The following is a 24,645-nucleotide window of genomic DNA, read 5'->3' on the forward strand; positions in this document are numbered from 1 at the left end:
TGTTCTATGGAAAAACAGGCAAGGAACGCGCAATGCGCGCTGCGCCACATGTCAGGGAGGCGCGCAGCTCAGCGCCTGGCCGGGCCGCCTGGAGCGGCGCGCCAGCGCACGACAACGCAGGTGACGTTATCGGGGCCGCCGTTCTCATTGGCGCGCTTGACGAGCCGCATGGTGATCTCGGCGAGGTCGGCGCGCTCCCCCAAAATACTTGCGATATCTTGCGCCGGCACCACGCCCGACAGGCCGTCCGAGCAGAGCAGCAGGACGTCGCCGCTCTCGACGGCGTCGATGCGCGTCTCCACCTCGACCGCCTCGTCGGTGCCGAGCGCGCGGGTGATCACGTGCTGGAGCGGGAACGAGCTGGCCTGCTCGGGGAGGAGGTGGCCGAGCCGGATGCACTCGTTGACCAGCGAGTGGTCGCGGGTGAGCTGCTCGAGGCGGTGATCGCGGAGGCGGTAGACGCGGCTGTCGCCGACGTGGGCGATGGCGATGAAGCCGTCGCGCGCGAGCGCGGCGGCGAAGGTGGTGCCCATGCCGCGCTTCTCCCGGTCGCGCCGCGCCGCGGAGAAGATGCGGCCGTTCGCGAGCTGGATGCCCGCGACGAGCAGCGGGAGCCCCTGATCGACGTAGCGGGCCTCGGAGCCCCGCGTCGTGGGCGGCCCCACGCTGACCGCGACAGGCCAGGTGGAGTCCGGATCGTCGAAGAAATCGCGCACGGTGTCGATCGCCATCCGCGAGGCGACCTCCCCGGCGGCGCGCCCCCCCATGCCGTCGGCCACGAGGAACAGCCCCCGCGACTCGAGGATCGCGAAGCTGTCCTCGTTCGTGTCCCGGACCATGCCAGGATGGGTGATCCCGGCGGCTTCAAAAACGAGGTGACGCTGCACGGCGCTCCCCTCCGGCGCGCTCGCAGGCGCGCCTTGCCGAACTGCCGAACGACGGGCGCGCATCCTCCGTCATCCGCGCCCTTCCGGCGCCTGGATCGAACCGATCGCGCGACACAGAACGCATCGTCTGCTCATGTGGCTGCCCGCTTCAACTGCTTCGAGCGAGCCTACGCGGCAAGGATCGGTCGCGTCCACCAGATCGGGCCTCGGGCGGCGCCCGCCCGCGGCTGTCCGCGCGGGGGTCGGCGGCGCCTCGCGCGGCGCGCGCGTCGGCGTTCCGTTTCCAACGTCTGGCGCTGCCGCGGCGCGGCTGCCGCGGGGCGGGCAGGGCCGCGCCGGGCCAGCGGGCTGCCGGGCCGAGCGGCGCGTTTCGCCTGCCCGCGCGCGGCGGGCGCGTCACGGGACCGCGAGCCGCTCGGCGCCGCCGCCGGAGCACGCGCTGAGCGCGAAGCCGAACCGGTCCTCGGAGCCCTCCTGCATGATGCGCTCGAGGTTGCGGCAGGTGTGGCGGAAGACGCCCTGGAGGGCGTAGCGATCCTTGCTGTCGACGACGACCACGACGCCGGTGAGCGTGACCTCGAGGCGGTAGGTGACGGGGTCGCCTTCGATGGTGTACCGCGTGGTCGTGAACTCGGACGGCTCGCGCTTCTTGTACGCTTGCCAGATGCACTCGCGCGCCGCGCCGTTGTAGCCGTTGGCGTGCTTGACGACCTCGGTGCCGCACTGTTTGAGGGGCGGCGTCGCCGGCCCGCTCGGCGCCTTTTCGGGCGCGGAGGAGCAGGAGGCGGCGAGCAGGGAGAGCGCGAGGGCGGCGAGCAGTCGGCCTGGCGAGCGGGGCATGGCGACTTCTTACCTAACGCGATCCGCGAAAAAGGGATTCTTTTTTTCGGACGGACCGGCCGGACCCGCGGCGCGGGGCGGCGTCGCCGGCGGTCCGCGGGGCGGCCTTCTTTCGGGCGGGCTTGGTGGGCTTGGCGGGCTGCGGCTCGAGCGCGGCGGAGAGGGCGCCGAGGTCCTGGAGGCTGGCCACGAGCGCGCGCAGGTAGTGCGCGGACAGGCGCTCGGCGGCGCAGAGCGCCCGGGCGGCGAGCACCTGGGCGTTGTAGGGGCCGGCGTCCTCGGGCACGTTGTCGGCGGCGCGGGCGACGGCGAGCGTCGCGCGGGCGCTCACCAGCGACTCGTGGAACAGCGCCGTGGAGAGGGCGTTGCTGAGCGCCTGGGCTTGCCGCTTCACCCGGCGCTCGACGACATCGCCGTCGCACGGGAGCTCGGCGAGATCGCGCGCGAGCGGCTCGGGCAGGCGCACGTCGCGCGCGGCGATCTCGCCGCGGAGGCGCGCGAGCGAGGGCACGGCGGTCGTCTGCCGCTCGGCGGCGAGCGCGCGGAGGCGGCGGCGCGCGGCCCTGGCGACGGCGGGGAGGTCGCCGAGCGAGAGCGCCGCGGCGAGCGCGCCGTCGTCGGGGATGCCGGCGTCGGCGAGGGCGCGGAGCTGGGCCTCGGCGTCGGCGCGGGCGCGGTGGAAGGCGGCCTCGAAGGCGGTGAGCCGCGCCGAGGCGCGGGCGTCGAGGCGCGCGCGGGCGGCGCCGTCGAGGGCGCGGGCGCGCTCGAGGAGCGCCTCGATGAAGCGGTAGCCGGCTGGATCGAAGCGGGCGGCGCCGGCGGCGCGGAGGGCGCCGAGGCGCGCGGCGGCGGGAGGGCCGGGTTGGGGGGCGGCGGCCGACCGGGGTTGAGCCACCGCGGCCGACCCAGGTTGAGCCGCCGCGGCCGACCCAGGTTGAGCCGCCGCGGCCGACCCAGGTTGAGCCGCCGCGGCCGACCCAGGTTGAGCCGCCGCGGCCGACCGGGGTTGAGGCACCACGGCCGACCCGGGTTGAGCCACCGCGGCCGACCCGGGTTGAACCGCCACGGCCGACCCGGGTTGCGCCGCCGCGGCCGACCCGGGTTGCGCCGCCGCGGCCGACCCGGGTTGAGCCGCCGCCGCGGCCGACCCGGGTTGAGCCGCCGCGGCCGACCGGGGTTGCGGTGGACGTGGCTGCGGTTGGCGGCGCCCCGACCGAGGTTGAGGCTCACACCCGTCGACCGACCGGGGTTGGGATTGAAGACGCCGCTGGCGGTCCTCGGACTCCACCACCGCCGGAGAAAAATCCGACGTGGACGCCATCAGGGCGCGCTCCGCCGTGGAATGGGCGAGATCTCCACGCGACGGTTCTTCGCCCGGTTCTCGCTGGTATCGTTGGGCGCCACCGGGTGCCGCTCGCCGAAGCCGGCCGCGAACAGCGCCGTCTCGGGAACGCCCGCCGTGGCGAGCGCGCGCGTCACCGTGAGCGCGCGCTGCGCCGAGAGCTCCCAGTTGTCGGCATAGCCGCGGGACGAGCTCGTGAGAGGCCGGTCGTCCGTGAAGCCGCTCACCATGATCAGCTCGTCATGATGCTCGAGGTACGCCGTCAGCGGATCGGCCAGAGCGCGGAGCAGCGCGATCCCCTCCGGCTGAAGCTCGGCCGAGTTCAGCTCGAACAGGATGCTCCCACGGATCCCGATGCGCCCCTCCGTCAGCGTGATCCTCCCCTCGGCGAGCGGTCCGGCCAGCGCGCGCTCGAGCGCCTCCAGGCGTGCGCGCTCCGCCGCGCGGGTGGCGCGCTCGGCGGCGAGATCGCGGGTCAGATCGACCTGGAAGGAGATCGCCCACACGAAAAAGAGCACGAACAGGCCGAAGAGGCAGGCCATGAGGTCGCCGAAGACCGGCCACACCGCGGCCTGCTCGGGCGCCTCGTCCTCGGCCGGCATCAGGGACACGGCCGTGCTCTCCTCGCGACGGGCGCCGCTGATACCGGCGGCGCGCCCTCGCGGCGCTCCACGAAGAAGCAGACGACCTCGGGGCGCGAGGTGCCGGGCGCCGACGGAGGCGAGGAGCGGCGCATCAGCTCGTCCTGCTCCTCAGCGCCCGCAGCTCCGAGAACAGCTCGCGCTGAAATTGCAGCGAGTGATCGAAGACCTCGCGGGTCTGGTCGAGGTAGGCGCCGAGGAGGTCCGTCGCCTCCCCGTGCTCACGGCGCTCGATCGCGTCCTCGATCGCGCCGAGGCTGTTCAGCCATCGATCGCTGGCGTCGCGGTAACGGTCGACCGCGACGGTGAACATCTCGGCCACCGCCGTCATCTCGGCGCCGCCGGCGCGCACGAGCTCCGATGCCTCGCGCACCACCGCCGCGGTCGCCTCGAGGCTCTCGCCGAGCCCGCGGGCGTGGGCGCTGAGCCGCTCGGCCAGCCCGTCGGCCGCCTCCCGCCGCGCCCCCTCCAGCCGCTCCTCGAACGACAGCAGCCGCGCCGCCTGCTCCTCCAGCAGCGCACGCGCCGCCTCCCCCAGCGCCGCCACCCGCGCCTCCGCCCGCTCCTCCCGCTCCGCCGCGCTCCGCTCCGCCGCCTCCGCCAGCGCCGCCACCCGCCCCGCCTGCTCCCGCGCGCTGCCCGCCATCGCCGCCGTCGCCTCCGACAGCTTCTCCAGCAGCGCGTCCAGCCGCACGTCCCGCGCCGCGTCCGCCTCCGCCCGCGCCGACAGCCGCTCCGACGCCTCCGCGATCAGCCGCGCCGCAGCCTCCGGCGCCGCCTGCGCCGCTCGCGCAGCCTCCGTCAGCGGGCCCGACAGCGCCTCCCCCAGCGCCGTCAGGTGCGCCGCACGCGCCGCGTCCTGCTCCGCCTGCCGCGCCGCAGCCTCCGCCGCGCGCGCCGCCTGCTCCCGCTCCAGCCGCTCTATCGCCTCCCCCACCACCCCGGCCAGCCGCTCCGCCTGACCTTCCAGCCGCGCCGACGACTCGGTCTCGAGCTCGCGCCGGCGCACCGCGACCTCCCGGTCCAGCCGCTCCAGGCGCTTCGCCGCGCCCTCCTCCATCCGCTCCAGCCGCGACGCGACCCCCTCCTCCAGCTGCCCCAGCCGCGACGCGACCCCCTCCTCCATCCGCTCCAGCCGCTCGCCGAGCCCGCGGGCGTGGGCGCTGAGCCGCTCGGCCAGCCCGTCGGCCGCCTCCCGCCGCGCCCCCTCCAGCCGCTCCTCGAACGACAGCAGCCGCGCCGCCTGCTCCTCCAGCAGCGCACGCGCCGCCTCCCCCAGCGCCGCCACCCGCGCCTCCGCCCGCTCCTCCCGCTCCGCCGCGCTCCGCTCCGCCGCGTCCGCCAGCGCTGCCACCCGCCCCGCCTGCTCCCGCGCGCTGCCCGCCATCGCCGCCGTCGCCTCCGACAGCTTCTCCAGCAGCGCGTCCAGCCGCACGTCCCGCGCCGCGTCCGCCTCCGCCCGCGCCGACAGCCGCTCCGACGCCTCCGCGATCAGCCGCGCCGCAGCCTCCGGCGCCGCCTGCGCCGCTCGCGCAGCCTCCGTCAGCGGGCCCGACAGCGCCTCCCCCAGCGCCGTCAGGTGCGCCGCACGCGCCGCGTCCTGCTCCGCCTGCCTCGCCGCAGCCTCCGCCGCGCGCGCCGCCTGCTCCCGCTCCAGCCGCTCTATCGCCTCCCCCACCACCCCGGCCAGCCGCTCCGCCTGACCTTCCAGCCGCGCCGACGACGCGGCGTCCGCCTCCCGCCGCGCGCGCGACTCCTCGTCGAGGCGCCGCTCGACCGCCTGCAGCGCACCGCCCGCGGCCGCGCCGGCGCGCTCCACCGCCTCGGCCAGGAGGGGCTTCACCACGCCGGCCGCCACGTCGGCGGTCTGCCGGAGGCCCGCCGCGATGTCGCCGCGGATCTCGGCCGCGGCCGCCGCGAACGAGGCGGCGGCCTGGCGCGCGCCCTCGACCTGCACGGCCACGAGCCGCTCCTCGAGGCGCTCGAGCCGGGAGGTCGCCTCGCGCAGCGACGCCGCCGCGGCGGGGAGCGCCTCGCCCTGCCGCGCGAGCGCCTCCAGCGCCGCGAGCTGCCGCCCCGCCACCGTCAGCGCCGCGAGCGGGCCCGCCGCGTAGGCGTGGAGCGCGGCCGCGGCCCCCGCCTCGGCGCGTCGCACGAGCACCGCGGCGAGCCCCAGCATCGCCGACGCCGACACGCCCGCCGCCGAGGTGCCGAACGCGCGCGACAGGCCCTGCATCGGCGCGGCCAGGCTCTCCCGGAGCGCGTCGACGTCGGCGCTCAGCGTCAGCGCCTCGCGCGCCCCCCGCAGCGTCTCGAACAGGCCGAGGAACGTGCCGAGCAGCCCGATCATCACGAGCAGCCCGACGAGGTACGACGCGAACGTCGCGCCGGCCGGAGGCAGCGCCGCGCCAGCGATCCGCGCCTCGAGCAGCGCGCGCAGCGGCGCGCTGCTCTGCTCGATCGAGGCACGCGTCGCCGGCCGCGGCAGCGCGGCGAGCTCGCGCTCGATCCGGGCGACCCGCCCCGCGCGCGCGAACAGCTCGAGCGTGCCGAACGCCAGCCCGAGCGCGATCAGCTGCACGAGGCGGTACGCGAGCGGGTCCGTCCCGCGGTAGACGACCGCCGCCCGCGCCACCAAAGCGAGGCCGATGCCCCCGGTGAGGAGGACCAGGAGCCGCGTCGTCCACTGCCGCGCCGTCGCGAGCCGCATCGTGAAGCCCCTCGCGGGCTACGCCGGCGCGCCCGCCGCCGCAGCCCCGTCAACCAGCGAAAGGAGCCGGCCCGCCTCGTGCGCGAGCACCGCCTGGACCACGAGCTCCATCCGCTGGAGCTCCCGCCGGAGCCACTCGTCCTGCGCGAACCAGGCCGCGACGTGCTCGACGTCGACGGCCTCCGGCAGCGTGCCGACGGCCGCGCGCAGGCCCCGCGCGAAGGCGCGCGCCAGCCCGGGGACGAGCTCCGCGAGGGCGCGCTCGCGCCGCTTCTGGGTGGCGGAGGCGATCGCGGCGTCGAGCCGCTCGAGCCGCGCCGCGTCCGGGCCGAGCGCCCGCAGCGACGGCGCGAGCTCCTCGCGCAGCGAGCGCGTCTCGAGCCGGATGCGGCCGAGGAGGCGGCTCGCGAGCTCGCCGAACGGCTCCCAGAGCTGGCCGGCCGCGGACGCGAGCGGGCGCCCGCCGCGCTCGCGGGCGGCGCGCGCGGCCAGCACCCCGGTCTGCTCCAGCGTCGCGAGCACGGCCGCCGCGTCGGGCAGCTTGTTCCGCCGGTGGAACGGGGTGGCGAACACGTGGTCGAGCGCCGCCGCGAGCTCGCCGAGGCGGTCCGCGGCGAGCGCGCGGACCTCGGCCCGCGCGCCGGGGGCCGCCGCGGGCGGCGGGGCGGCGGGCCGGTCGAGGAGCGAGAGCTCGCGCGCGAGCGCGACGCTCCCGTGCAGATCCATGAGCCCGGCGAGGACCGCCGCCGGATCGGAGAGCTCGGCGAGCGGCGCGCGCGTCCCGTCCGCCAGCGCCGAGGCGGCGGCCGCGAGGGGACGCGAGATCAAAGGCCCGGGCCGCGAGGACCCGGCTCCGGGGTGAAGCATTCGCACGGCCGCGCGTTGTTAGCCGTCGCGGCGCGGAGCCGCAAGCCTGTCCGTCGCGCCCCGCCCCGCGCCTGCGCGCCCCGCGCCCGCCGTCCCTCGCTCCCGCCGTCCCTCGCTCCCGCCGCGCCTGTCTCCCTCGCGCCTTGCGCCGCTCACCTGTTGGTCGGCGCCTGCCCGTTCGTGGCCCACAGCGCGAAGGAGAGCTGGTCGGCGCCCTTCGCGACGGCTGCCTTGATGAGGTCCGCGCCGCCGTGGCCGGCGTTCCGCTCGATGCGCAGCAGGACCGGGCCGCCCGCGCTCGCCGCCTGGAGCGCGGCGGCGAACTTGCGCGCGTGCATCGGATCGACCCGATCGTCGCTGTCGGCCGACAGCAGGAGGACGGCCGGATACCTCGTCCCCGGCTTGACGTGGTGATACGGGGAGTAGGCGTAGAGCGCCTTGAACTGCGCTGGATCGTCGGCGGACCCATACTCGCTGATCCACGTCTTGCCGGAGCCGAACAGGTGGTATCGCACCATGTCGAGCAGGGGGACGCCGCAGAGGACGGCCCCGAACAGCTCCGGCCGCTGGGTGAGCGCGGCGCCGACGAGCAGACCGCCGTTCGAGCCGCCCTGGATGGCGAGCCGCTCGGGGCGCGTGTATCCCTCGCGGACCAGGTGCTCTGCCGCGGCGATGAAGTCGTCGAAGACGTTCTGCTTCTTGAGCAGCATCCCGTCCCGGTGCCACGCCTCGCCGTACTCGCCGCCCCCGCGCAGGTTGGCCAGCGCGTACACCCCGCCCCGCTCGAGCCACGGGTAGATTGAGGCGGTGAACGCCGGGGTCTGCGACATCTGGAACCCGCCATAGCCGTAGAGCAGCGCGCGGGAGCTCCCGTCCTTCTTCATGTCCTTGCGGCGGACGATGAACATCGAGATCTTCGTGCCGTCCTTGGACGGGAAGAAGGTCTGCTCGACGGTGAACGGCGACGGGTCGACCGGCACCTCGATGCGCGTGTAGAGCTCGGTCCGGCCCGTCTTGATCGAGGTCGCGTGGATCGCCTGGGGTGAGGTGAAGGACTCGAACGAGAAATACGCCTCGTCCTCGTCGGGCAGCCCGGACGGGCCGCCCACGGTGCCGATGCCGGGCAGCGGGACCTCGCGGACGAGCTTGCCGTCGAGCGTGCGCACCTCGACCCGGCTCGAGGCGTCCTTGAGGTAGCTCAGCGCGAGGTGCCCACCCAGGATGGAGACGCTGTCCAGGATGGCGTCGGGGCGCTCCGGGACGATCTCCTTCCACGCGGCGCGCTCGGGCCTGTCCGGGTCGACCTCGAAGAGGCGGTAATGCGGCGCGCCCTCGTCGGTGTGGACGTAGAACCGATCCTTGTAGACCTCGACGCTGTAGTGCGCGTCGCGCCCCACGGCGAGCGGCTTGTCCACGGCCTGACCGCCCGGCCTGCGGAGATCGCGAAAGTAGACGTCGGTCGAGGTCCACCCGTGGGCGACGGTGAGCACCAGGAAGCGGCCGTCCTTGGACACGAGCGCGCCGAGGAAGGTCTTCGGATCGCCCGTCCTGCCGCGCACCACGCGATCCTGCTTCGGATCCTGGCCGAGCCGGTGGAACCGCACCTCCGCGTAGCCGGGCCGATCGGCGACCGGGATCGACGGGTCGGTCGGGAGCCAGACGTAGTAGAAGCCGTCGCCGGAGGGCGTCCACGACGCGTACGCGTATTTGCCCCCTTCGATGACGTCCACCTCGGAGCGCTTGCCGGACGCGACATCCATCACATGGAGGGTCGCTTCATCCGAGTTGTTCTTCTGGACCTTGTAGGCGACGTTCTTGCCGTCCCACGACACCTCCCACCCGCCGAGCGACACGCTGCCGTCGTCAGACCAGCTGTTCGGGTCGAGCAGCGGGCGCTCCTCGCCGCTCTTTCCTTCCTTCCAGTAGACGATCGACTTCTCTTTCGTCGCGTGCCTCCGGCTCAGGAAATACCGCCCCTTGCGGTGGCGCGGCGCGGACACCGCATCGATGTAGAAGAGCTGCTTGAGCCTCGACGCGATCGCGTCCCGCTCGGGGAGCCGCGCGAGCTCGGCGCGGGTGAACGCGTCCTGAGCCTGCATCCACTCCTTCACTTCCGGCGCGCCGCCGTCCTCGAGCCAGCGGTACGGGTCGGTGATCTCGACTCCCTGGACGGCGTCTTTCACCGGAACGGCGCGGGTGGTCGGGTACGCGGGGCGGTGAGGATCGGCGGGCGTCGGCGCGGCGCTGGCCGCTGCGGGGGGCGGAGAGGAGCTTGCGATCATGGTGGGACCCGTTCGATGTGCCTTGGCACCTCCGCAGGCGCCAGCGAGGAGCGCCGTGAGGAGCAGGCAGGGAGAGGCCTTCATGGGACGGCGAGCATACCGTGCCCCAGGCGACGGGGGCAGGCGAGTTCGCCGCGCGCGCTCGAGGATCGAGCGCTCCTCGCGCGACGGCCGCGACGGCCGCGACGGCCGCGACGGCCCCCGGCGAGCGCCGCCGCGCGCCGCCGGCAGGTCATCCGGCGAACCGGATCTCCGATGGACTCGCTTCAAGCACGCTTCTCGTTCTGTCCCGACATGCGGTCCGTCGCAGGGCTGGATGCTGCGGCAATCGCGCGCCGACGCGCGCCGACGGCCCGCGCGCCCACGACGAGAGAGCGCGGCCCGGGCGCGCCCGCGCTGGCGTCGGGCGGCGCGCCGATCGGGAAAGGCCATCGGATTGCGATGCCGGAGGCCCCCGTCATCGTATAGGAAAGGGAGCCCATGGCGACGTCCCTCCCCCTGCGGCGTGCGGCCGCGCTGCCGGCGCTCCTCGGCCTCGGCCTGCTCCATTCCACCGCGTCGGCGCAGGAGGCGGCGCCCGGGGGCGCGGAGAGCCCGCCGCCCGCGAGGGACGCCGGCACCGCCGCCGCGGCCGCGCCGCCGCCGGGGAATGCGGTCCCCGACCCCGGCGGCGCGGATCGGCAACCCGACACGGCCCCGCGGCTTGCCGAGGATGCGCCCACCGTGGACCCGCTGTTCGCGCCCAGGAAGGCGGTGCGGCGCAGCGGGTTCGCCGCCGGGATCGCGGGGGGCCTCACGCTCGGCAGCGCCGCCGGATTCCCCAACGATGTTCAGAAGATAGGATACGAACGCTACTACACCGAGACCGGCGTCGGCATCGGCGGCGGCGGTTATGTCTGGCTCGGCGGGGTGCTCGCGGACTGGCTCACGTTCGGCCTCGCGTTCGGTGGGCACGGCCTGAGCGCCGCGGATCATGGCGCCCTGGCGGGCGGGGTCATGTTCCACACCGAGGTATTCCCGCTCTTCTCGCTCGGGGAGCGCTGGCGAGAGGTGGGTGTCATCGTCGATGCCGGCACCGGCGTGGCCTACACGACGCCGGACGGCAGCGACGCCGACGTCATCGACGGCGCGCTCCCCGCCCGCATCGGCGGCGGCGTGTTCTACGAGGGGATCCGGCTCTGGAAGGTGTCGATGGGCCCGTGGCTCTACGCGGATTACACCTGGAGCACGTCCGTCCGCCAGCCAGGGTTCTACCTGGGCTGGCGCACTGCCCTCTATACCGGGCCCTGACGCGCTCGGGCCCTGATCTCGTGGTCTACGCCTGCAGCTCCGGCGCCCGCCGCCGCACCAGCGCCTCCCGCCTGGGCGGCGCCAGCGTGAGCCGGATCCCGCGCCGGATGAGCTGCATCGCCGCGAAAGACAGCGCCCCCACCAGGATCTTCCGCCCGATCTCGCGCGGCACGCTCGGCTTCCCGCGCGCCGCCACCCAGTCCGGGTGCTGCCACGAGCGCACGAGCGCGCGGACGCGCTCGCCCCGCAGCCGCTCGTCGCGCGCCCGCGCCCCCCGGACCAGCGCGATCACCGCCGCCCCGCCCAGGATCGCGAGCACCAGCCCTCCGGCCGCCACCCCGGGGCCGTGCCGGCGCACCTGGGTCTTCACGTCGAGGAGCGCGTGGCGCCGCCGATCGATCGCCTCGATCGTGTGCAGCAGCCGGTCGCGCAGCTCGTCCGCCTTCCGCTCGAACTCCTCCCGCTGACCGTTCAGCCCCTTCATACGACGCGCTCCCGCACCAGCCGCACGTCCGACCCGAGGCGGCCGCGCGTCCGCTCGAGCGGCCTCCTCGGCGCGCGCCCGTAGCCGACGACGCCCACCACGACCGAGAGCACGATGAGCGCGAGCCCGATCAGCAGCGCCGGAAGCGGCCCCGGCGAGATCGCCAGCGCGATCGCGACGAGCACCAGCGCCACCCCGAGCAGCGCCGCGGCCGCCGCCGCGCCGAGCGCGACGCCCGACGTCTTCGCCCGCGAGATCTCCTGGTTGATCTCGTCGCGCGCCAGCGCGACCTCGACCTCTATCAGCTCCCTGGCCTCGGCGATCGCCTCCTTCACGAGATCGGCCGTCGAGCTCTCGGGCCTGGGATCCACCTGCCTCATGGGACACCTCTCCGCCTCACAGGATGAACGCGCTCGGGAGCGGAGCAGGCAGCCGCCAGCGCACGGTTCGCCGCGGAGCCCCCGCCTCCGACCGCGCCACGCGGTGCATACGGCACGCCAGCCCCATCCTCGCGCAGGCGCGCGCGCGCTGCGCGGCCGCCGGCCCGCGTCCGCCCGGCGCGGCGGGCGATCAGGGCAGGACGCCGGAGACGACGCGCTCGTGGCCGCCGTAGTCGAGGTGCCTCGCGACGTCGACGAACCCCGCCGCCGCGAAGAGCTCGGCGACCTCGCCCGCCTTGCCCGCCTCGACCTCCACCGCCAGCACCCCGCCGCCGGCGAGCCGCGCCGGCGCGGCCGCGACGATGGGGCGCGTGAAGGCGAGCCCGTCCGCGCCCCCCGCGAGCGCGAGGTGCGGCTCGTAGCCGCGGATGTCGATCTGCAGCGCGGCCACGTCCTGGTCCGGGATGTACGGCGGGTTCGCGGTGATCAGGTCGAAGCGGAGGCCGGACGGCACGCCGGCGAAGAGATCCGAGCGCAAAAACCCCGCGTTGACGGCGCCGAGGCGGAGCGCGTTCTCGCGGGCGACGGCGAGCGCGCCGTCCGAGATGTCGATGCCGAGGACGCGGCTGGTGGGCCGCTCGCAGGCGAGGCTCACCGCGACGCAGCCGGAGCCGGTGCACAGATCGAGCACGCGCGCGGAGAGCGCGAGGCGCCTCGTCCGGGCGAGGCCGACCTCGACGAGGATCTCGGTGTCGGGGCGCGGGATGAGCACGCGCGGATCGACGCGGAACGGGCGGCCGTAGAACTCCCGCACACCGAGCAGGTAGGCGACCGGCTCGCCGGCGCGGCGGCGCTGGTGCAGCTCCCGGTAGGCGGCGAGCTCGGCCCTGTCGAGCGGCCGCTCGGCGTCGATGAGCAGCCCGACGCGATCGATGCCCAGCACCTTGCCGAGCAGGAGCTCGGCGTCGAGGCGCGCCGAGGACGCGCCGCGCTTCCTCAGATCGCCCGAGGCCCACGTGATCACGCGGCGGATCGTCCAGGGCTCGTTCTGCGGCTCGACGTCGGGCTTTGTCACGGCAGCGGGGCGGCGACGGCGTCGCGGACGGCGGCGGAGACGACGGCCTCGACCTCGGCGCGGATCGCGTCGCGATCGGCGACCGAACGGGCCTCGAAGCGCAGCACGAGGATCGGACCGGTGTTCGAAGCGCGGCAGAGGCCCCAGGCCCCGCCGCCGAAGTCGATGCGCGCGCCGTCGATGTCCACGACCGGACGGACGCGGCGGAAGTGCTCGGTCACGCGGCGCACGACCTCGAACTTCACGGCGTCGGGGCAGTCGACCCGGATCTCGGGGGTGGCGAAGGTCTGCGGCACGTCCGCGAGCAGCTCGCCGAGCGGCCGCTGCGCCCGGGCCACGATCTCGAGCAGGCGGACCGACGCGTAGACCGCGTCGTCGAACCCGAACCACCGGTCGGCGAAGAACATGTGCCCGCTCATCTCGCCCGCGAGCAGGGCGCCCTCCTCTTTCATCTTGGTCTTGATGAGCGAATGGCCCGTCTTCCAGAGGATGGGGCGCCCGCCGCGCGCGGCAACGTCCGCGTAGAGCGTCTCGGAGCACTTCACCTCCCCGAGCACGGCCGAGCCGGGGCGCTCCGCGAGGAGCGACCGCGCGAACAGGAGCAGCAGCTTGTCCCCCCAGATCACCTCGCCGCGCTCGTCGACGACGCCGATCCGGTCGCCGTCGCCGTCCCACGCGATGCCGAGCGCGGCGCCGGTCGAGAGCACGCGGGCGCGGAGCGCCTCGAGGTTCTCGGGCACGGTCGGGTCCGGGTGGTGGTTCGGGAACCGGCCGTCGATGTCGCAGAAGAGCGCGTCCGGCGAGAAGCCGAGCGCGTTGAGCGTGCGGACGCCGAGCGGGCCGGCCGCGCCGTTGCCGGCGTCGACCACGAAGCGCACGTCGGTGCGCGACAGGCGGGCCGCGGCGCGCACCGCCTCGATGTAGTCGGCCGCGAGGTCGACCTCGGTGAGCGCGCCCCTCGCCGCCGCGGCCCCCGGCGCGCGCGCTGCGCCCTCCTCGATGAGATCGGCGAGCGCCTGGATCTGCTTGCCGAAGAACGACGCCTTGCCGCGCATGAGCTTGAACCCGTTGTCCGGCGCCGGGTTGTGGCTCGCGGTGATCATGATCGCGCCGTCGGCGTGGAGGTGGTGCGCGGCGAAGTAGAGCAGCGGCGTCGGCCCGACGCCGGCCGAGGTCACGTCGGCGCCGCCCGCGAGCAGGCCCTCCGTCAGCGCGGAGAACAGCCGCTCGCTCGAGAGGCGGCCGTCCCGGCAGACCGCGACCCGCGGGCGGGCGCCGCCGGACGGCGCCCCGGCGGCGAGCTCGCGGCGGAGCAGCAGGGCGAAGGCGGCGCCGAGCTCACGGGCGAGCTCGCTCGAGAGGTCGCGCTCGGCGTCGCCGCGGATGTCGTACTCGCGGAAGATGGTTCGGGGGACCTTCATAGACCACGCGGAGGAACGCTCGGCGACGCGCTGCAGCGGGGGCCGGCGCGGAGGATGCTCTGACACGGCGCGATCGTGGGTGAAACGAAAAACGCTCGCCGCGGCGCGGGCCTCCGGCTCGCCGGCCCACCAGATTGCGTTCCTGGCCGCCGGCCGGGTAAGTTGGGCCCCGTGGAGCCCAGCACCGCATCATGACGCGCGTACAGAGAACCGGTCTCGCTGCCATGCTGGCCCTCTCCGCCTGCCTCGCCTGCAGCGAGGTCGCGCGGGCGGCGGAGCCGTCGCCCGCCGCCCTGCCGATCACGGTCGTCGCCATCCGGACCGACGACGCGTACGACCAGGCGGGCGCGCTGACCCAGGCGCTCCGCTCCGCGATCAAGGAAGCCCGGGGGTGGTCGGTCGGCGAGGGGGATTTCTCGCTCGAGGTCCTGACGCTCTCGCTGCAGTGCCCCGATGTGCCCGACGAGGGCTGCCAGACGCGCATCGCCGACCACATCAGGAGCGACCGCTACCTCTGGGGCGTGCTCCGCAAGAGCGACACCAACGTGGAGGGCTCGCTGAACCTCTGGACCCGCGGCAAGCCGACCTCGAGCGTCCCGGTGAAGTACAGCGCGAACCTCACCGAGGCCAACGACGAGCCGCTCCGGAAGATCGCGGCGGACGCGATCGCGTCGCTGACCGGCGGACCGCCGATGGGGTCGCTCCGCGTGAGGACGGGCGCCGCGCAGGCGAGCGTGCTCATCGACGGGAAGCCGGCCGGCAACGTGCAGAACGGCGAGGGGACCTTCCCGGTCACGGCCGGGCCGCACCGGGTGCGCGTGAAATCGGCCGGGTTCCTCGACTCCGAGGCGTCGGTCGTGGTCGTGCCCGTGAACACGACCGACCTCGCGCTCAGCCAGATGCCCGCCGAGCCGTCGCAGTCCAACTGGAAGCGGATCGGCGGGTTCATCGGCCTCGGCGCGGGGGCGGCGTTCGGGACCGTCGCCGTCATCAGCTCCGTCCAGGTCGCCAGCATCCAGAGCGACCCGCAGTACAAGGCCTACCGGGCGCTGTTCACCACCGAGGTCGACGACGTGTGCGCGCCCGAGCAGCGCGAGGCCGTCCGGGGCGACATCACCGCCGACGCGAGGACGGCCGACGCGGGCATCCGGCTCTGCGAGAAGACGGACACGTTCATGGGGCTCCAGTACGTCTTCTACCCGCTGGCCGTGGTCTCCGCGGGCCTCGGCGCCTACCTGCTCGTGACGAGCGACAGCCGGAGCGGGGAGCGCACCGGCTGGACCGTGCAGCCCAGCGTCGGCCTCGGCGCGGGCGGCCTCGACCTGACCTACCGCTGGTGAGCCGCGCCGCCCGTTCCGCGCGCCGGGAGCCCGGGGAGGGGCGACGATCATGCGGGTGATCGCCGGCCGGCTCGGCGGGCGGCGGCTCGCCGCGCCGCGCGGCGAGGGCACGCGGCCGACGGCGGACCGCGTGCGCGAGGCGCTCTTCTCCTCGCTCGGCGACGTCACCGGCGCGCTCGTCTGCGACCTCTACGCCGGCACCGGCGCGCTCGGCATCGAGGCGCTCTCGCGCGGCGCCCGGCGCGCGATCTTCGTCGAGAGCGGCCGGCCCGCGCTCGCCACGCTCCGCGAGAACCTCGCCGCGCTCGACCTCGCGGACGCGGCGCGCGTCGTCCCGCTCCCGGTCGAGCGCGCGCTCGACCTGCTCGCCGACGAGGGCCCCTTCGATCTCGCGCTGCTCGATCCGCCGTACGCCGCCCTGACCAAGGCCGCCGCCGCGGCCGCGCGCCTCGCCGGGCCGCTCGGGTTGCTCGCCCCGGCCGGGCGCCTCGTCCTCGAGCACGCGCGCCGCGATCCTTCCCCGGAGATCGCCGGGCTCACCTGCGCCGCGGTCCGCACCTACGGTGACACCGCGGTGTCGTTCTACGCGCGCTGAACGGCCGTCCGCGTGGAGCCAACATGTTCATCCGGGGCGCATCCAGTTTCCTGGCGCGCTTCCCTGGCCACCCTTGTAGACTCGCCCCCGCCGGGCGCGCCCGCGTCTCGGCTCCGGCGCACAGGGCCCGCCGACGCGGCCGGCCCCGCGCGCCTCTCCGGGAGGACTTCTCAACGTGTCCGCATCGATGCCCCCGTCGTCCCAGCAGATTCCTGGAAAATCTAGCAATTCTGGGATTTACATCGCAGGAATGGTCGTCCTCGCCGCGCTCACGGCGGGCCTGCTCTACTGGAAGCTGCGCCCGGAGCCGGAGGCGCCGCCCGCGGCACCCACCGCCGCTGCCCGCACCGAGACGAAGCCGGCGGAGCCGCCGCCGCTCTTCGCGCCCCCGCCGCCGCCGCCCGTCGAAGAGGTCGAGGACGCCGGGGTGGACGCTGGCAAGGTCGCTTCGGGGCAGGGCCCGGCGACGACCGGCAAATCGCCGTGCTCCGCCAAGTGCGGCGACGGCGCCAGCTCGCCCGCGCTCGACTCCGCCGTCCTCGGGCTCGCTCGCTCGGCGCAAGGTTGTTATAACCGCGCGCTGCGCACCTCGGAGGTCTCCGGCAAGCTGACGGTGAGCGTGCAGGTCGCCTCGACGGGCGCGGTGTGCAGCGCCTCGATTCTCAACGACACGGTGGGGTCGGGCGAGATCTCGTCTTGCGTCCTGGGGCGTTTCCGCGGCAAATCACTGCCTCCGCCGCAGAGCGGATGCGTCGTGGTGAACGTTCCGATCAACTTCACCATCAAGCAATAGGAAGCAGCCGATGCGAATGCTCCCCCTCCGGATGGCCAGCCTGCTCCTCCTCGCGCTCGCGCTGCAGAGCGCCGCGTGCCGCGTCGAGGAGGGGACCACCCCGAGCTGCAACGACAACCTCGACCCCGAGCACGGGATCGTGACGATCCCCGGCGGGTGCCATCAGCTCCCGTACTGCATGGTGGACGGCCAGCGGGCGGCCCCCGCGGAGTGCTGCAAGAACGAGGCGGGCATGGTCAACGAGGCGTGCGCCAGGGGGTATGCGTCCCTGACCGCCTCGGCCAGCACGACGTCGGCGAGCGGCTCCGGCGGCAGCGGCGGCGACGGCGGGAGCGGCGGCTCGGGCGGCGACGGCGGCGCGGGCGGTGGCGGGGGCGCTGGCGGCTCGGGCGGCGCGGGCGCCGGCGGGTCGGGCGGCGGCGGGGGGAGCGGCGGCTAGGCCGCGCGCATCCATCGCGCCGTGGCGAGGAGCGCCGCTTCCACGCGGGGGATCCTGCTCTCGGTCGCCTACGACGGGCGCCCGTTCGCGGGCTTCGCCCGTCAGCGCGACCAGCGCACGGTCGCGGGCGAGCTGCTCGGCGCGCTGCGCGCCATCGATCCGGCCATCCGCGAGATCCGCGGCGCGAGCCGCACCGACGCGGGCGTCCACGCGCGCGACCAGCGCGTCGCCTTCGACACGGCGGCGCCGCTGCCGCCGCGCGGCTGGGTCCTCGCGACCGCGCGCCACCTGCCCGATGAGATCGTGATCCGTCGCGCCGCCGTCGTGCGCGTCGGGTACTCGCCCCGCTTCGAGAGCCTCCGCAAGCGTTACCGCTACCTGATCCTCCGGGATCTGGTCCGCGATCCGTTCCTCAGCCGGCGCGCGTGGCGGGTCGAGGGCCTCACGGACGAAGCGATCGACCGGGCGCGCGCCGAGGCGCTCGCCGCGAAGGGCACCCACGACTTCGCGGCGTTCCGGACGAGCGCGGACGAGCGGACGACCACGGTGCGCACGCTGTACGGCATCGAGCTGTCGCTCGACCCTGCGGATCCGCGCCTCGTCCGGATCGACGTCGAGGGGAACGCGTTCCTGCACAACATGGTGCGCATCCTGGTCGGCACCTTGATGGATGTGGCGCGCGGCCACCTCGCCCCCGGCGCGATCGCCCGCGCGCTCGCGTCGCGCGACCGGCGCGACGCCGGGATCACGGCGCCGCCGGACGGGCTCTACCTGGAGCACATCCACCTGCGCGACGACGGCCAGGATCCCTGGCCCAGCGGGCCATCGGACGGCTCCTCGGCGGACGACGCCGCGCCGGAGGGCGCCCCGGCGGCGGACGACGCCGCGCCGGCGGCGGACGAGGCGGGCGCGGGGCCCGAAGCGGGCGCCGGGGCCTAGGACCGCGGATCACAAGTCCTGCCAGGGATCTGCCTCGCGAGAGGAGAGAGATTTCAACGCAAAGGCGCAAAGACGCAAAAATGCATTTGTTTTTTTGCGCCTTTGCGCTCTTTGCGCCTTTGCGTTGAACCCTCTCCCGGATCCCTGGCCGGACTTCTAGCGGGCGGAGCTGGGGCCCGCGCACAGCCCGAGGCGGCGCGCTGCCCGAACGGGCGCGCCCCTGCGGCCCAATCCGCGACCCGCGCGCTTTCGCGCGCCAGGAGGTTGCGTTCGCGAGCGCTTCCCGTCTTACCTCTTGCCTCGCTGCCGGGCCCCCCGCTCCGCGGACCGCGGACAGGCCCTCTCCCACGCGCTGGAGGAAGCATGAACTCGCGTCGGCTGACTGCATCCCTCGCCCTGCTCGTCCCTGCCCTCTCGCTCCCGTCGCTCGCGGGCGCCCAGCCGTCCGCAGCGCCGGCGCCGGCGCCCACCGTCCGGGCGCCCTCCGCGCTGCCCAAGGCGGCGCCCTCGCCCGCGCCGTCCCGCGCCGCCGCCTCCAGCGCCGCCGCGGCCGCCGGCACCGCCGATCTGCGCCGCCTCGGCGAGGCGTTCGCCGACGTCGCCGACAAGGTCGGCCCCGCGGTCGTCCAGATCGAGGTCGCCGTCGGCGAGGACGTCTCCTCGCCGCTGCGCTGGTTCCGCGACGGCGGCCAGCGCCGCGGGCTCGGCTCGGGCGTCATCTTCTCCCCCGACGGCGGCATCCTCACGAACAACCACGTCATCGACGGCGCCCGCGCGATCACCGTCCGGCTCCGCGACGGCCGCATGTTCGCCGGCCGCGTGGCGGGCCGCGACCCCGCGACCGATCTCGCCGTGCTCCGCATCGACGCGAAGGACCTGCCCACCGCGACGTTCGCCGACAGCGACGCCGCCCGCGTCGGCGCCTGGGTGGTCGCGATCGGCTCGCCCTTCGGCCTCGGCCACACGGTCACCACCGGCGTGCTCAGCGCCAAGGGGCGCGGCGGCGTCGGCGTGAACGACGTCGAGGACTACCTCCAGACCGACGCGAGCATCAACCCCGGCAACTCGGGCGGCCCCCTCGTCGACCTCGACGGCCGCGTGCTCGGCATCAACACGATGATCGTCAGCCGCGGGCAGGGCATCGGGCTTGCGGTGCCGGCGAACATGGCCCGGCGCGTGGCCGAGCAGCTGCTCCGGCACGGCCGCGTCGAGCGCGCCTGGATCGGCGTCGGGCTCCAGGATCTCACGCCCCAGCTCGCGGCGGTGATGCCGAACGCGCCCCGCGCCGGCGCGCTCGTCAACGCCGTCAACCCGAGCGGCCCCGCGGCCAGGTCGAACCTCCAGCCGGGCGACGTGATCACGTCGGTCGCGGCCAGGCCGACGCGCGACGCGCAGGACGTCATCCGCGAGCTCTTCAACCACAACGTCGGCGAGACGCTCGCGCTCGAGGTCGCGCGCGGCGGCCAGCGGTACCAGACCCGGGTGACGCTCGCCGCGCGCAACGAGCCGCCGCCGCCGGCGCTGCCGGTCCAGCGCGCGCCCGCCCCGCACACGGGCCTCGGCCTCACCCTGCGCGACGCGCCGGCCGAACGCGGCGAGCGCGGCGAACGCGGCGAGCGCGGCGAGCGCGGCGAGGGTCGCTCGCTGGCGCGCGTGGCCTTCGTGGCGGACGACTCGCCCGCCGAGCGCGCGGGGCTGCGCCCGGGCGACGTGATCCTGGAGGCCGACGGCCGCCGCGCGCCCACCGCCGCCGAGGTCGAGGAGGCCGCGCGCGACGGCGAGCTCCTCGTCCGGGTGCAGCGCCGGGGCGCGGCGTTCTACGCCGCCCTCAAGCGCTGACCCGCGCCGGCGCAGCGCCCCCGGAAAATCCGACGCGGACAAATGGACTGCCCGCGCTCGCCTTGGTAGTCAGGGTACCGTGCACGTCGGACTCGACCGTCTCCCGGATCTCTCGCAGCTCCAGCGCATCCGGTCGGCTCGCCTGGGGGTCCTCGCGCACCCGGCGAGCGTCGACCGCGAGCTCACCCACATCGCGTTCGTCCTCGAGCGCCTCGGCGTGCGCCCGCGCCTCTACTTCGGCCCGGAGCACGGCTACGGGGGCGAGGCGCAGGACATGGCGGCCGTGACGAGCGCCGTCGACGCGCGCTCCGGCGCGCGCATCGTCAGCCTGTACGGCGACAGGTTCGAGGATCTCTCGCCCTCCGCCGAGGATCTCGCGGAGATCGACCTGCTCCTCATCGATCTCGCCGACGTCGGCGCGCGCTACTACACGTTCGTCTGGACGGCGCTGCTCGCGCTGCGGGCGGCCCACGCGGCGGGCGTGCACGTCGTGCTGCTCGACCGGCCGAACCCCGTCGGCTGCGCGCCGGAGAGCGTCGAGGGCGCGACGCAGGCGCCGGGGTTCCTCTCGTTCGTGGGCCTCGAGCCCGTGCCGATCCGCCACGCGCTCACGGCGGGCGAGCTGGTCGCGCTCTTCGCGCGGCGCGAGGGCATCCCGCTCGGCGACGTCGCCTGCGGGCTGCAGGTCGTCGCGGTCGAGGAGCACCGCCGCGAGGCGCTCGCCGCCGAGTGGGATCGCCCGTTCGTCCTCCCCTCGCCCAACATGCCGACGGCGGACACCGCGCTCGTCTACCCGGGCGGCTGCCTGATCGAGGGGACGAACCTGTCGGAGGGCCGCGGCACGACGCGCCCCTTCGAGATCGTCGGCGCGCCCTGGCTCGACGGCCGCGATCTCGCCGCGCGCCTCGCGTCCACGGGGCTGCTCGGGTTCATCGCGCGGCCGCTCACCTTCCGGCCGACCTTCCAGAAGCACGCCGGCAAGACCTGCGGCGGCGTTCAGATCCACGTCACCGACCCGCGCACCTTCCGTCCGGTCGCGACCTACCTCGCGCTCACCGCGTTCGCCCACCGGCAGCAGCCCGAGCAGTTCCGGTTCCGCACCGAGCGTTACGAGTACGTCGACACGATCCCGGCCTTCGATCTGCTCACCGGGTCGGCCGCGGCGCGCCTCGCCATCGAGGCCGGCGAGGATCCGCTGGCGATCGCCCTGGAGGCGTCGCGCCCGGATCCGGCCTGGCCCGAGGTGATGCGCGAGGCGCAGGCGGCGCTCGCCGCCGCCGGCTGAGCGGCGCCCGCGCGGCTCAGCGATCGTAGCGATCGTAGGGCTCCGGCCGGGAGAGGACGCCGGCCGCGTACCTCGTCGTGAGGACGACGAGCACGATCGCGAGCCCGGCGACGACGGAGAAGATCCGCGCCGGGCCCTCGGCGGAGAAGCCGAACAGCCAGGGCGAGGCGATGAGACCGACGCCGAGGGAGGACTCCAGCGCGCCGTGCACCGGAAACGGGATCTTCCTGGCGGCGCCGAGCGGCTGATCGGACAGCAGCGTCACGACGAGGTGCGTCAGGGCGGTGACATAAGAGACCGCCGTCGGCACCGGCCCGAAGCGGAGCGCGAGCGGCGCGAGCGCGAGCAGGACGACGATCGCGTAGTCGACGTACCCATGGAGTCGGGGAGACATCAGCTTCATCGGTCCCTCCTTGGAGGAGCTCCCCGCACGGCGGTGCATCGTATGTGCCGGAGAGCGGTCGTCAGCGCGCGCGCAGCCGGCGGCGTGGCGCCGCGCGCCCCGGAGAGCAGGGCGGTTATTCCTCGTCCGGGACGGGCGCGAGGGTGCTTGTCGTGCTCACGGGGAGCGAGCGCGTGCTCACAGGGAGGGAGCGCGGCGTGCGCGCGCGCGCGAGCCGGCACGGGGCGGGGCCGGCACGGGGCGGCGACGGGGCGGCGGCCGGCACGGGGCGGCGGCCGGCACGGGGCGGCGGCCGGCACGGGGCGGCGGCCGGCGCGGGCGGGCGTGGGGCGGGCCGCGCTTGACGCGACCCCCGCGGGGCGCAGGTTCCGTGCATGCAGGCCGGATCTCGCGTCGGCCGGCGGGCAGCGCGCGCGGCTGCCGCGCCGCGCAATCTGACCTGCGCGCGGGCGAAGCGCCGGTCATGAGCTCGGCGCCGCGGCTCACCGGCCGTGTCGTCCTCCCCGGCGATCCCGGCTACGACGACGCGCGCGAGGTGCACAACGCGCGCTTCTCGCGATCTCCTCGCGCCATCGTGTTTTGCCAGGACGCGCAGGACGTCGTGAATGCCATTCGTTGGGCGACCGCGCGAGGCGCGGAGATCCGGGCGAGGAGCGGGCGGCATAGCTATGAGGGGTTCTCCGTGGTCGACGACGGGCTCGTCATCGACGTGAGCGACCTACGGAGCGTCCGCGTCGACCGCGAGCGCGGGATCGCCGTCATCGGCGCAGGCGCGGATCTCATCACCGTCTACGACGCGCTCTGGCAGGTCGGCGTCACCCTCCCTGCGGGCTCGTGCCCCACGGTCGGCATCGCGGGGCTCACGCTGGGCGGCGGGTTCGGCCTCCTCTCCCGCGCGCTCGGCCTCACCTGCGACAGCCTCCTCGCCGTCGAGATGGTCACCGCGGGCGGCGAGGTGGTCCGGGCCGACGCGGAGGACAACCCCGATCTCTTCTGGGCCTGCCAGGGCGGTGGGGGCGGCAACTTCGGCATCGTCACCTCCTTCACGTTCAAGACACACCCGATCTCCGACGTCTCGATCTTCAGGATCTCCTGGCCGTGGGCCGACCTCGAGCGGGTGTTCGAGGCGTGGCAGACGTTCGCGCCGCACGCCGACGAGCGACTGACGTGCATCCTCAAGCTCCCGGCGGCGGCTTCGGGCGACATCTCGTGCATGGGCCAGCTCCTCGGGCGGGGCGAGGAGCTGCGTCGGCTGATCCAGCCGCTCTTCTCCTCCACGCGCGGGGCCGAGCCTTCCAGCGCGTCGATCGAGACCATGCCTTACCTCAACGCCGTGGGCCGGCTCGGGGGGCTCGGCGGCGATCCCGAGCGATGGACGGTGCACCCGCGCCAGGAGCAGGCGAGCTACAAGAACACGTCGGCCTATGCGTACGAGCGCTTCGGGGCCGAGGCCATCGCGACCCTCGCCGCCGCGCTCTCGCGCGCGCCGACCCCGAAGTGCCTCGTCCAGCTCGACGGTTATGGCGGCGCCGTCGGCCGGGTCGCGCCCGACGCGACGGCGTTCCCGCACCGGCGCGCGCTGTGGAGCCTCCAATATCAGGCTTATTGGACCGCGGCCGCGGAAGAAGCGGAGTGCGTCGCCTGGGTCGAGGGCCTCCGCCGCGCGATGCTGCCCCACGTGCGCGGCGCCTACATCAACTACGTCGACGCGGAGGTCGAGGGCTGGCTCGCGGCCTACTACGGCCCGAACGCCGCGCGGCTCGCGGCCATCAAGGCGCGGTGGGACCCGCGCGAGGTGTTCCGCTTCGCCCGGTCGATCCCGCCCGCTCCGCCGGAGGCGGCGGAGGTGCCCGCAGGCCGCGCGGCCCAGGGCGGCGCGCCGGACGAGCGCGCCGCGCCGTGATCGCGCCGCCCGGAGCGCAGGTGTTCGCCCGGATCGCCGCGGCGGGCCGGGCGCGGCGGCCCGCGCGCGGCCGGCGGTCCGGGGGGCTCAGCCCGTCGACAGGAGCTCGTCGAGCACGGCGCCGTACTCGTCGAGGAGCGGGTGCGGCGGCAGCGCGCGGGACATCGCGCGCAGCTCTTCGAACCTGGCGATCTGCGCGTCCCTGCCGCGCTTGAACATCGACCACGGGTCGCCGTGCTCGCGCGAGCAGACGATGATGGACTGGAAGTTGTCTATCTTGTCGGCCAGCGTGATCGCCTGCGCTTCCCAGGGCTTCTTGGGGAACGCCTCGAGATAGAGGCGCTTCCTGTCCTCCCAGGGCAGCGCCCGGTCCTGCTCGGTCACGTGGCGGACGAGCGTGGCGACGCGCTCGCCGAAGTGCTGGAGCAGCTCGTCGAACGTGACGCCCTGGTCCTCCATGGCGTCGTGCAGCGCGCCGGCCGCGACCACCTCGTCGTCGAAGCCGTGGCGCGCGAGCAGGACCGCGACGCCGGCGAGGTGGCTGATGTAGGGGACGTCGGCGTTCGGATACTTGCGCTTCTGTGCTCGGTGCCAGACCGCCGCCTGGTCGAGCGCGCGCTTGAGGAGGATGCCCATCGCGGTGTCCCGCCAACCATAGCCGCTCGTCGTCCAGAGCGCAGGCGCTCGAACGTGAGCCGCCCCCGCCGCCGGGACCTCCGTCCCGAAGAGGCCGCGCGCCGCGCGCCGACCGCAGCCCGCCCGGACGCCGCGCCGGTCCGGGAGCCGTTCGTTCAGAGGGTCCGGGGAGGTGTGCGCAAGTCCTACGAAGATGTAGACCACGTCGCTCGTTGCCCAAGACTCCGCAGTTGTCGGCCGGTATACTGGTCCGC

22 protein-coding genes are annotated in these 24,645 nt (G+C 74.9%); 9 read left to right on the plus strand and 13 right to left on the minus strand.

Annotation, left to right across the window (positions count from 1 at the left end):
• Positions 1-68 precede the first annotated feature (68 nt).
• From WMF33_RS44920 to WMF33_RS44950, 7 genes are all read right to left on the minus strand, one after another.
• A complete protein-coding gene (locus tag WMF33_RS44920) occupies positions 69-887 on the minus strand; it encodes a Stp1/IreP family PP2C-type Ser/Thr phosphatase (protein WP_061628207.1) in 819 nt (272 codons plus the stop codon).
• 396 nt (positions 888-1,283) lie between these two features.
• Positions 1,284-1,727: a hypothetical protein gene (locus WMF33_RS44925; RefSeq protein WP_437334326.1), complete on the minus strand. Its 444-nt coding sequence runs from the start codon at positions 1,725-1,727 to the stop codon at positions 1,284-1,286.
• Positions 1,728-1,740: 13 nt separating this feature from the next.
• The gene (locus WMF33_RS44930; RefSeq protein ID WP_437334327.1) at positions 1,741-2,622 is read right to left on the minus strand and encodes a DUF2894 domain-containing protein; all 882 of its coding nucleotides are present in this window, start codon (positions 2,620-2,622) and stop codon (positions 1,741-1,743) included.
• Between the two features lie 425 nt (positions 2,623-3,047).
• Positions 3,048-3,671 (minus strand): OmpA family protein, encoded by a 624-nt coding sequence (locus WMF33_RS44935; RefSeq protein ID WP_437339577.1) that lies wholly within the window; start codon positions 3,669-3,671, stop codon positions 3,048-3,050.
• 133 nt (positions 3,672-3,804) lie between these two features.
• The gene (locus WMF33_RS44940) at positions 3,805-6,420 is read right to left on the minus strand and encodes a hypothetical protein (protein WP_437334328.1); all 2,616 of its coding nucleotides are present in this window, start codon (positions 6,418-6,420) and stop codon (positions 3,805-3,807) included.
• An 18-nt stretch (positions 6,421-6,438) separates the two neighbouring features.
• Positions 6,439-7,248: a hypothetical protein gene (locus WMF33_RS44945; protein WP_437334329.1), complete on the minus strand. Its 810-nt coding sequence runs from the start codon at positions 7,246-7,248 to the stop codon at positions 6,439-6,441.
• Positions 7,249-7,439: 191 nt separating this feature from the next.
• Entirely contained in the window at positions 7,440-9,569 is a 2,130-nt protein-coding gene (locus WMF33_RS44950) for a prolyl oligopeptidase family serine peptidase (protein ID WP_437334330.1), read from the minus strand.
• 480 nt (positions 9,570-10,049) lie between these two features.
• Here WMF33_RS44950 and WMF33_RS44955 point away from each other — a divergent pair, with 480 nt between their 5' ends.
• The gene (locus WMF33_RS44955; protein WP_437334331.1) at positions 10,050-10,859 is read left to right on the plus strand and encodes a hypothetical protein; all 810 of its coding nucleotides are present in this window, start codon (positions 10,050-10,052) and stop codon (positions 10,857-10,859) included.
• Positions 10,860-10,884: 25 nt separating this feature from the next.
• Here the strand turns inward: WMF33_RS44955 and WMF33_RS44960 are convergent, their stop codons facing one another.
• The 4 genes from WMF33_RS44960 to WMF33_RS44975 form a co-directional block, all read right to left on the minus strand.
• Positions 10,885-11,343, minus strand: a complete 459-nt coding sequence (locus tag WMF33_RS44960) for a hypothetical protein (protein ID WP_061624384.1) — start codon at positions 11,341-11,343, stop codon at positions 10,885-10,887.
• A complete protein-coding gene (locus WMF33_RS44965) occupies positions 11,340-11,723 on the minus strand; it encodes a phage holin family protein (RefSeq protein WP_437334332.1) in 384 nt (127 codons plus the stop codon). Before WMF33_RS44965 ends, WMF33_RS44960 begins: the two co-directional genes overlap by 4 nt.
• A 190-nt stretch (positions 11,724-11,913) precedes the next feature.
• Positions 11,914-12,798 carry a peptide chain release factor N(5)-glutamine methyltransferase gene (gene prmC, locus WMF33_RS44970; RefSeq protein WP_061624382.1) on the minus strand — a complete coding sequence of 295 codons (885 nt, stop codon included), beginning with the start codon at positions 12,796-12,798 and terminating at the stop codon, positions 11,914-11,916.
• Entirely contained in the window at positions 12,795-14,219 is a 1,425-nt protein-coding gene (locus WMF33_RS44975; protein ID WP_437334333.1) for a phosphomannomutase/phosphoglucomutase, read from the minus strand. The genes prmC and WMF33_RS44975 overlap by 4 nt, the downstream gene beginning before the upstream one ends.
• Positions 14,220-14,443: 224 nt before the next feature.
• On the opposite strand from WMF33_RS44975, the gene WMF33_RS44980 reads away from it, so the two are divergent.
• From WMF33_RS44980 to WMF33_RS45010, 7 genes are all read left to right on the plus strand, one after another.
• Positions 14,444-15,559, plus strand: coding sequence for a PEGA domain-containing protein (locus tag WMF33_RS44980; RefSeq protein WP_437334334.1), 1,116 nt, complete (start codon positions 14,444-14,446; stop codon positions 15,557-15,559).
• 49 nt (positions 15,560-15,608) lie between these two features.
• Positions 15,609-16,154 carry a 16S rRNA (guanine(966)-N(2))-methyltransferase RsmD gene (gene rsmD / locus WMF33_RS44985; RefSeq protein ID WP_437334335.1) on the plus strand — a complete coding sequence of 182 codons (546 nt, stop codon included), beginning with the start codon at positions 15,609-15,611 and terminating at the stop codon, positions 16,152-16,154.
• 250 nt (positions 16,155-16,404) lie between these two features.
• Positions 16,405-16,947 (plus strand): AgmX/PglI C-terminal domain-containing protein, encoded by a 543-nt coding sequence (locus WMF33_RS44990; protein ID WP_061624378.1) that lies wholly within the window; start codon positions 16,405-16,407, stop codon positions 16,945-16,947.
• 10 nt (positions 16,948-16,957) lie between these two features.
• A complete protein-coding gene (locus WMF33_RS44995; RefSeq protein WP_437334336.1) occupies positions 16,958-17,386 on the plus strand; it encodes a hypothetical protein in 429 nt (142 codons plus the stop codon).
• A gap of 21 nt (positions 17,387-17,407) precedes the next feature.
• Positions 17,408-18,325 (plus strand): tRNA pseudouridine(38-40) synthase TruA, encoded by a 918-nt coding sequence (truA, locus tag WMF33_RS45000; RefSeq protein WP_437334337.1) that lies wholly within the window; start codon positions 17,408-17,410, stop codon positions 18,323-18,325.
• A 363-nt stretch (positions 18,326-18,688) separates the two neighbouring features.
• Positions 18,689-20,164, plus strand: a complete 1,476-nt coding sequence (locus tag WMF33_RS45005; protein ID WP_437334338.1) for a trypsin-like peptidase domain-containing protein — start codon at positions 18,689-18,691, stop codon at positions 20,162-20,164.
• A gap of 79 nt (positions 20,165-20,243) precedes the next feature.
• Positions 20,244-21,449, plus strand: a complete 1,206-nt coding sequence (locus WMF33_RS45010) for an exo-beta-N-acetylmuramidase NamZ family protein (protein WP_437334339.1) — start codon at positions 20,244-20,246, stop codon at positions 21,447-21,449.
• A gap of 16 nt (positions 21,450-21,465) precedes the next feature.
• On the opposite strand, the gene WMF33_RS45015 is transcribed toward WMF33_RS45010, so the two are convergent.
• The gene (locus WMF33_RS45015; RefSeq protein ID WP_061621380.1) at positions 21,466-21,852 is read right to left on the minus strand and encodes an SPW repeat protein; all 387 of its coding nucleotides are present in this window, start codon (positions 21,850-21,852) and stop codon (positions 21,466-21,468) included.
• Positions 21,853-22,315: 463 nt separating this feature from the next.
• Here WMF33_RS45015 and WMF33_RS45020 point away from each other — a divergent pair, with 463 nt between their 5' ends.
• A complete protein-coding gene (locus tag WMF33_RS45020) occupies positions 22,316-23,755 on the plus strand; it encodes an FAD-binding oxidoreductase (protein WP_437334340.1) in 1,440 nt (479 codons plus the stop codon).
• Between the two features lie 87 nt (positions 23,756-23,842).
• On the opposite strand, the gene WMF33_RS45025 is transcribed toward WMF33_RS45020, so the two are convergent.
• Positions 23,843-24,391 (minus strand): HD domain-containing protein, encoded by a 549-nt coding sequence (locus WMF33_RS45025; RefSeq protein ID WP_437334341.1) that lies wholly within the window; start codon positions 24,389-24,391, stop codon positions 23,843-23,845.
• Between the last annotated feature and the right edge of the window lie 254 nt (positions 24,392-24,645).

The organism is Sorangium sp. So ce394 (genome assembly GCF_051474665.1).
Classification (GTDB): domain Bacteria; phylum Myxococcota_A; class Polyangia; order Polyangiales; family Polyangiaceae; genus Sorangium; species Sorangium cellulosum_D.

Excerpts from the sequence above, each read along its gene's own strand:
- WMF33_RS44925 (WP_437334326.1), bottom strand. The coding sequence starts at position 1,727 with ATGCCCCGCTCGCCAGGCCGACTGCTCGCCGCCCTCGCGCTCTCCCTG.
- WMF33_RS44935 (WP_437339577.1), bottom strand. The coding sequence starts at position 3,671 with ATGCCGGCCGAGGACGAGGCGCCCGAGCAGGCCGCGGTGTGGCCGGTC.
- WMF33_RS44940 (WP_437334328.1), bottom strand. The coding sequence starts at position 6,420 with ATGCGGCTCGCGACGGCGCGGCAGTGGACGACGCGGCTCCTGGTCCTC.
- WMF33_RS44950 (WP_437334330.1), bottom strand. The coding sequence starts at position 9,569 with ATGATCGCAAGCTCCTCTCCGCCCCCCGCAGCGGCCAGCGCCGCGCCG.
- WMF33_RS44955 (WP_437334331.1), top strand. The coding sequence starts at position 10,050 with ATGGCGACGTCCCTCCCCCTGCGGCGTGCGGCCGCGCTGCCGGCGCTC.
- WMF33_RS44960 (WP_061624384.1), bottom strand. The coding sequence starts at position 11,343 with ATGAAGGGGCTGAACGGTCAGCGGGAGGAGTTCGAGCGGAAGGCGGAC.
- WMF33_RS44965 (WP_437334332.1), bottom strand. The coding sequence starts at position 11,723 with ATGAGGCAGGTGGATCCCAGGCCCGAGAGCTCGACGGCCGATCTCGTG.
- WMF33_RS44975 (WP_437334333.1), bottom strand. The coding sequence starts at position 14,219 with ATGAAGGTCCCCCGAACCATCTTCCGCGAGTACGACATCCGCGGCGAC.
- WMF33_RS44980 (WP_437334334.1), top strand. The coding sequence starts at position 14,444 with ATGCTGGCCCTCTCCGCCTGCCTCGCCTGCAGCGAGGTCGCGCGGGCG.
- rsmD (WP_437334335.1), top strand. The coding sequence starts at position 15,609 with ATGCGGGTGATCGCCGGCCGGCTCGGCGGGCGGCGGCTCGCCGCGCCG.
- WMF33_RS44990 (WP_061624378.1), top strand. The coding sequence starts at position 16,405 with ATGGTCGTCCTCGCCGCGCTCACGGCGGGCCTGCTCTACTGGAAGCTG.
- WMF33_RS44995 (WP_437334336.1), top strand. The coding sequence starts at position 16,958 with ATGCGAATGCTCCCCCTCCGGATGGCCAGCCTGCTCCTCCTCGCGCTC.
- WMF33_RS45005 (WP_437334338.1), top strand. The coding sequence starts at position 18,689 with ATGAACTCGCGTCGGCTGACTGCATCCCTCGCCCTGCTCGTCCCTGCC.
- WMF33_RS45015 (WP_061621380.1), bottom strand. The coding sequence starts at position 21,852 with ATGAAGCTGATGTCTCCCCGACTCCATGGGTACGTCGACTACGCGATC.
- WMF33_RS45020 (WP_437334340.1), top strand. The coding sequence starts at position 22,316 with ATGAGCTCGGCGCCGCGGCTCACCGGCCGTGTCGTCCTCCCCGGCGAT.
- WMF33_RS45025 (WP_437334341.1), bottom strand. The coding sequence starts at position 24,391 with ATGGGCATCCTCCTCAAGCGCGCGCTCGACCAGGCGGCGGTCTGGCAC.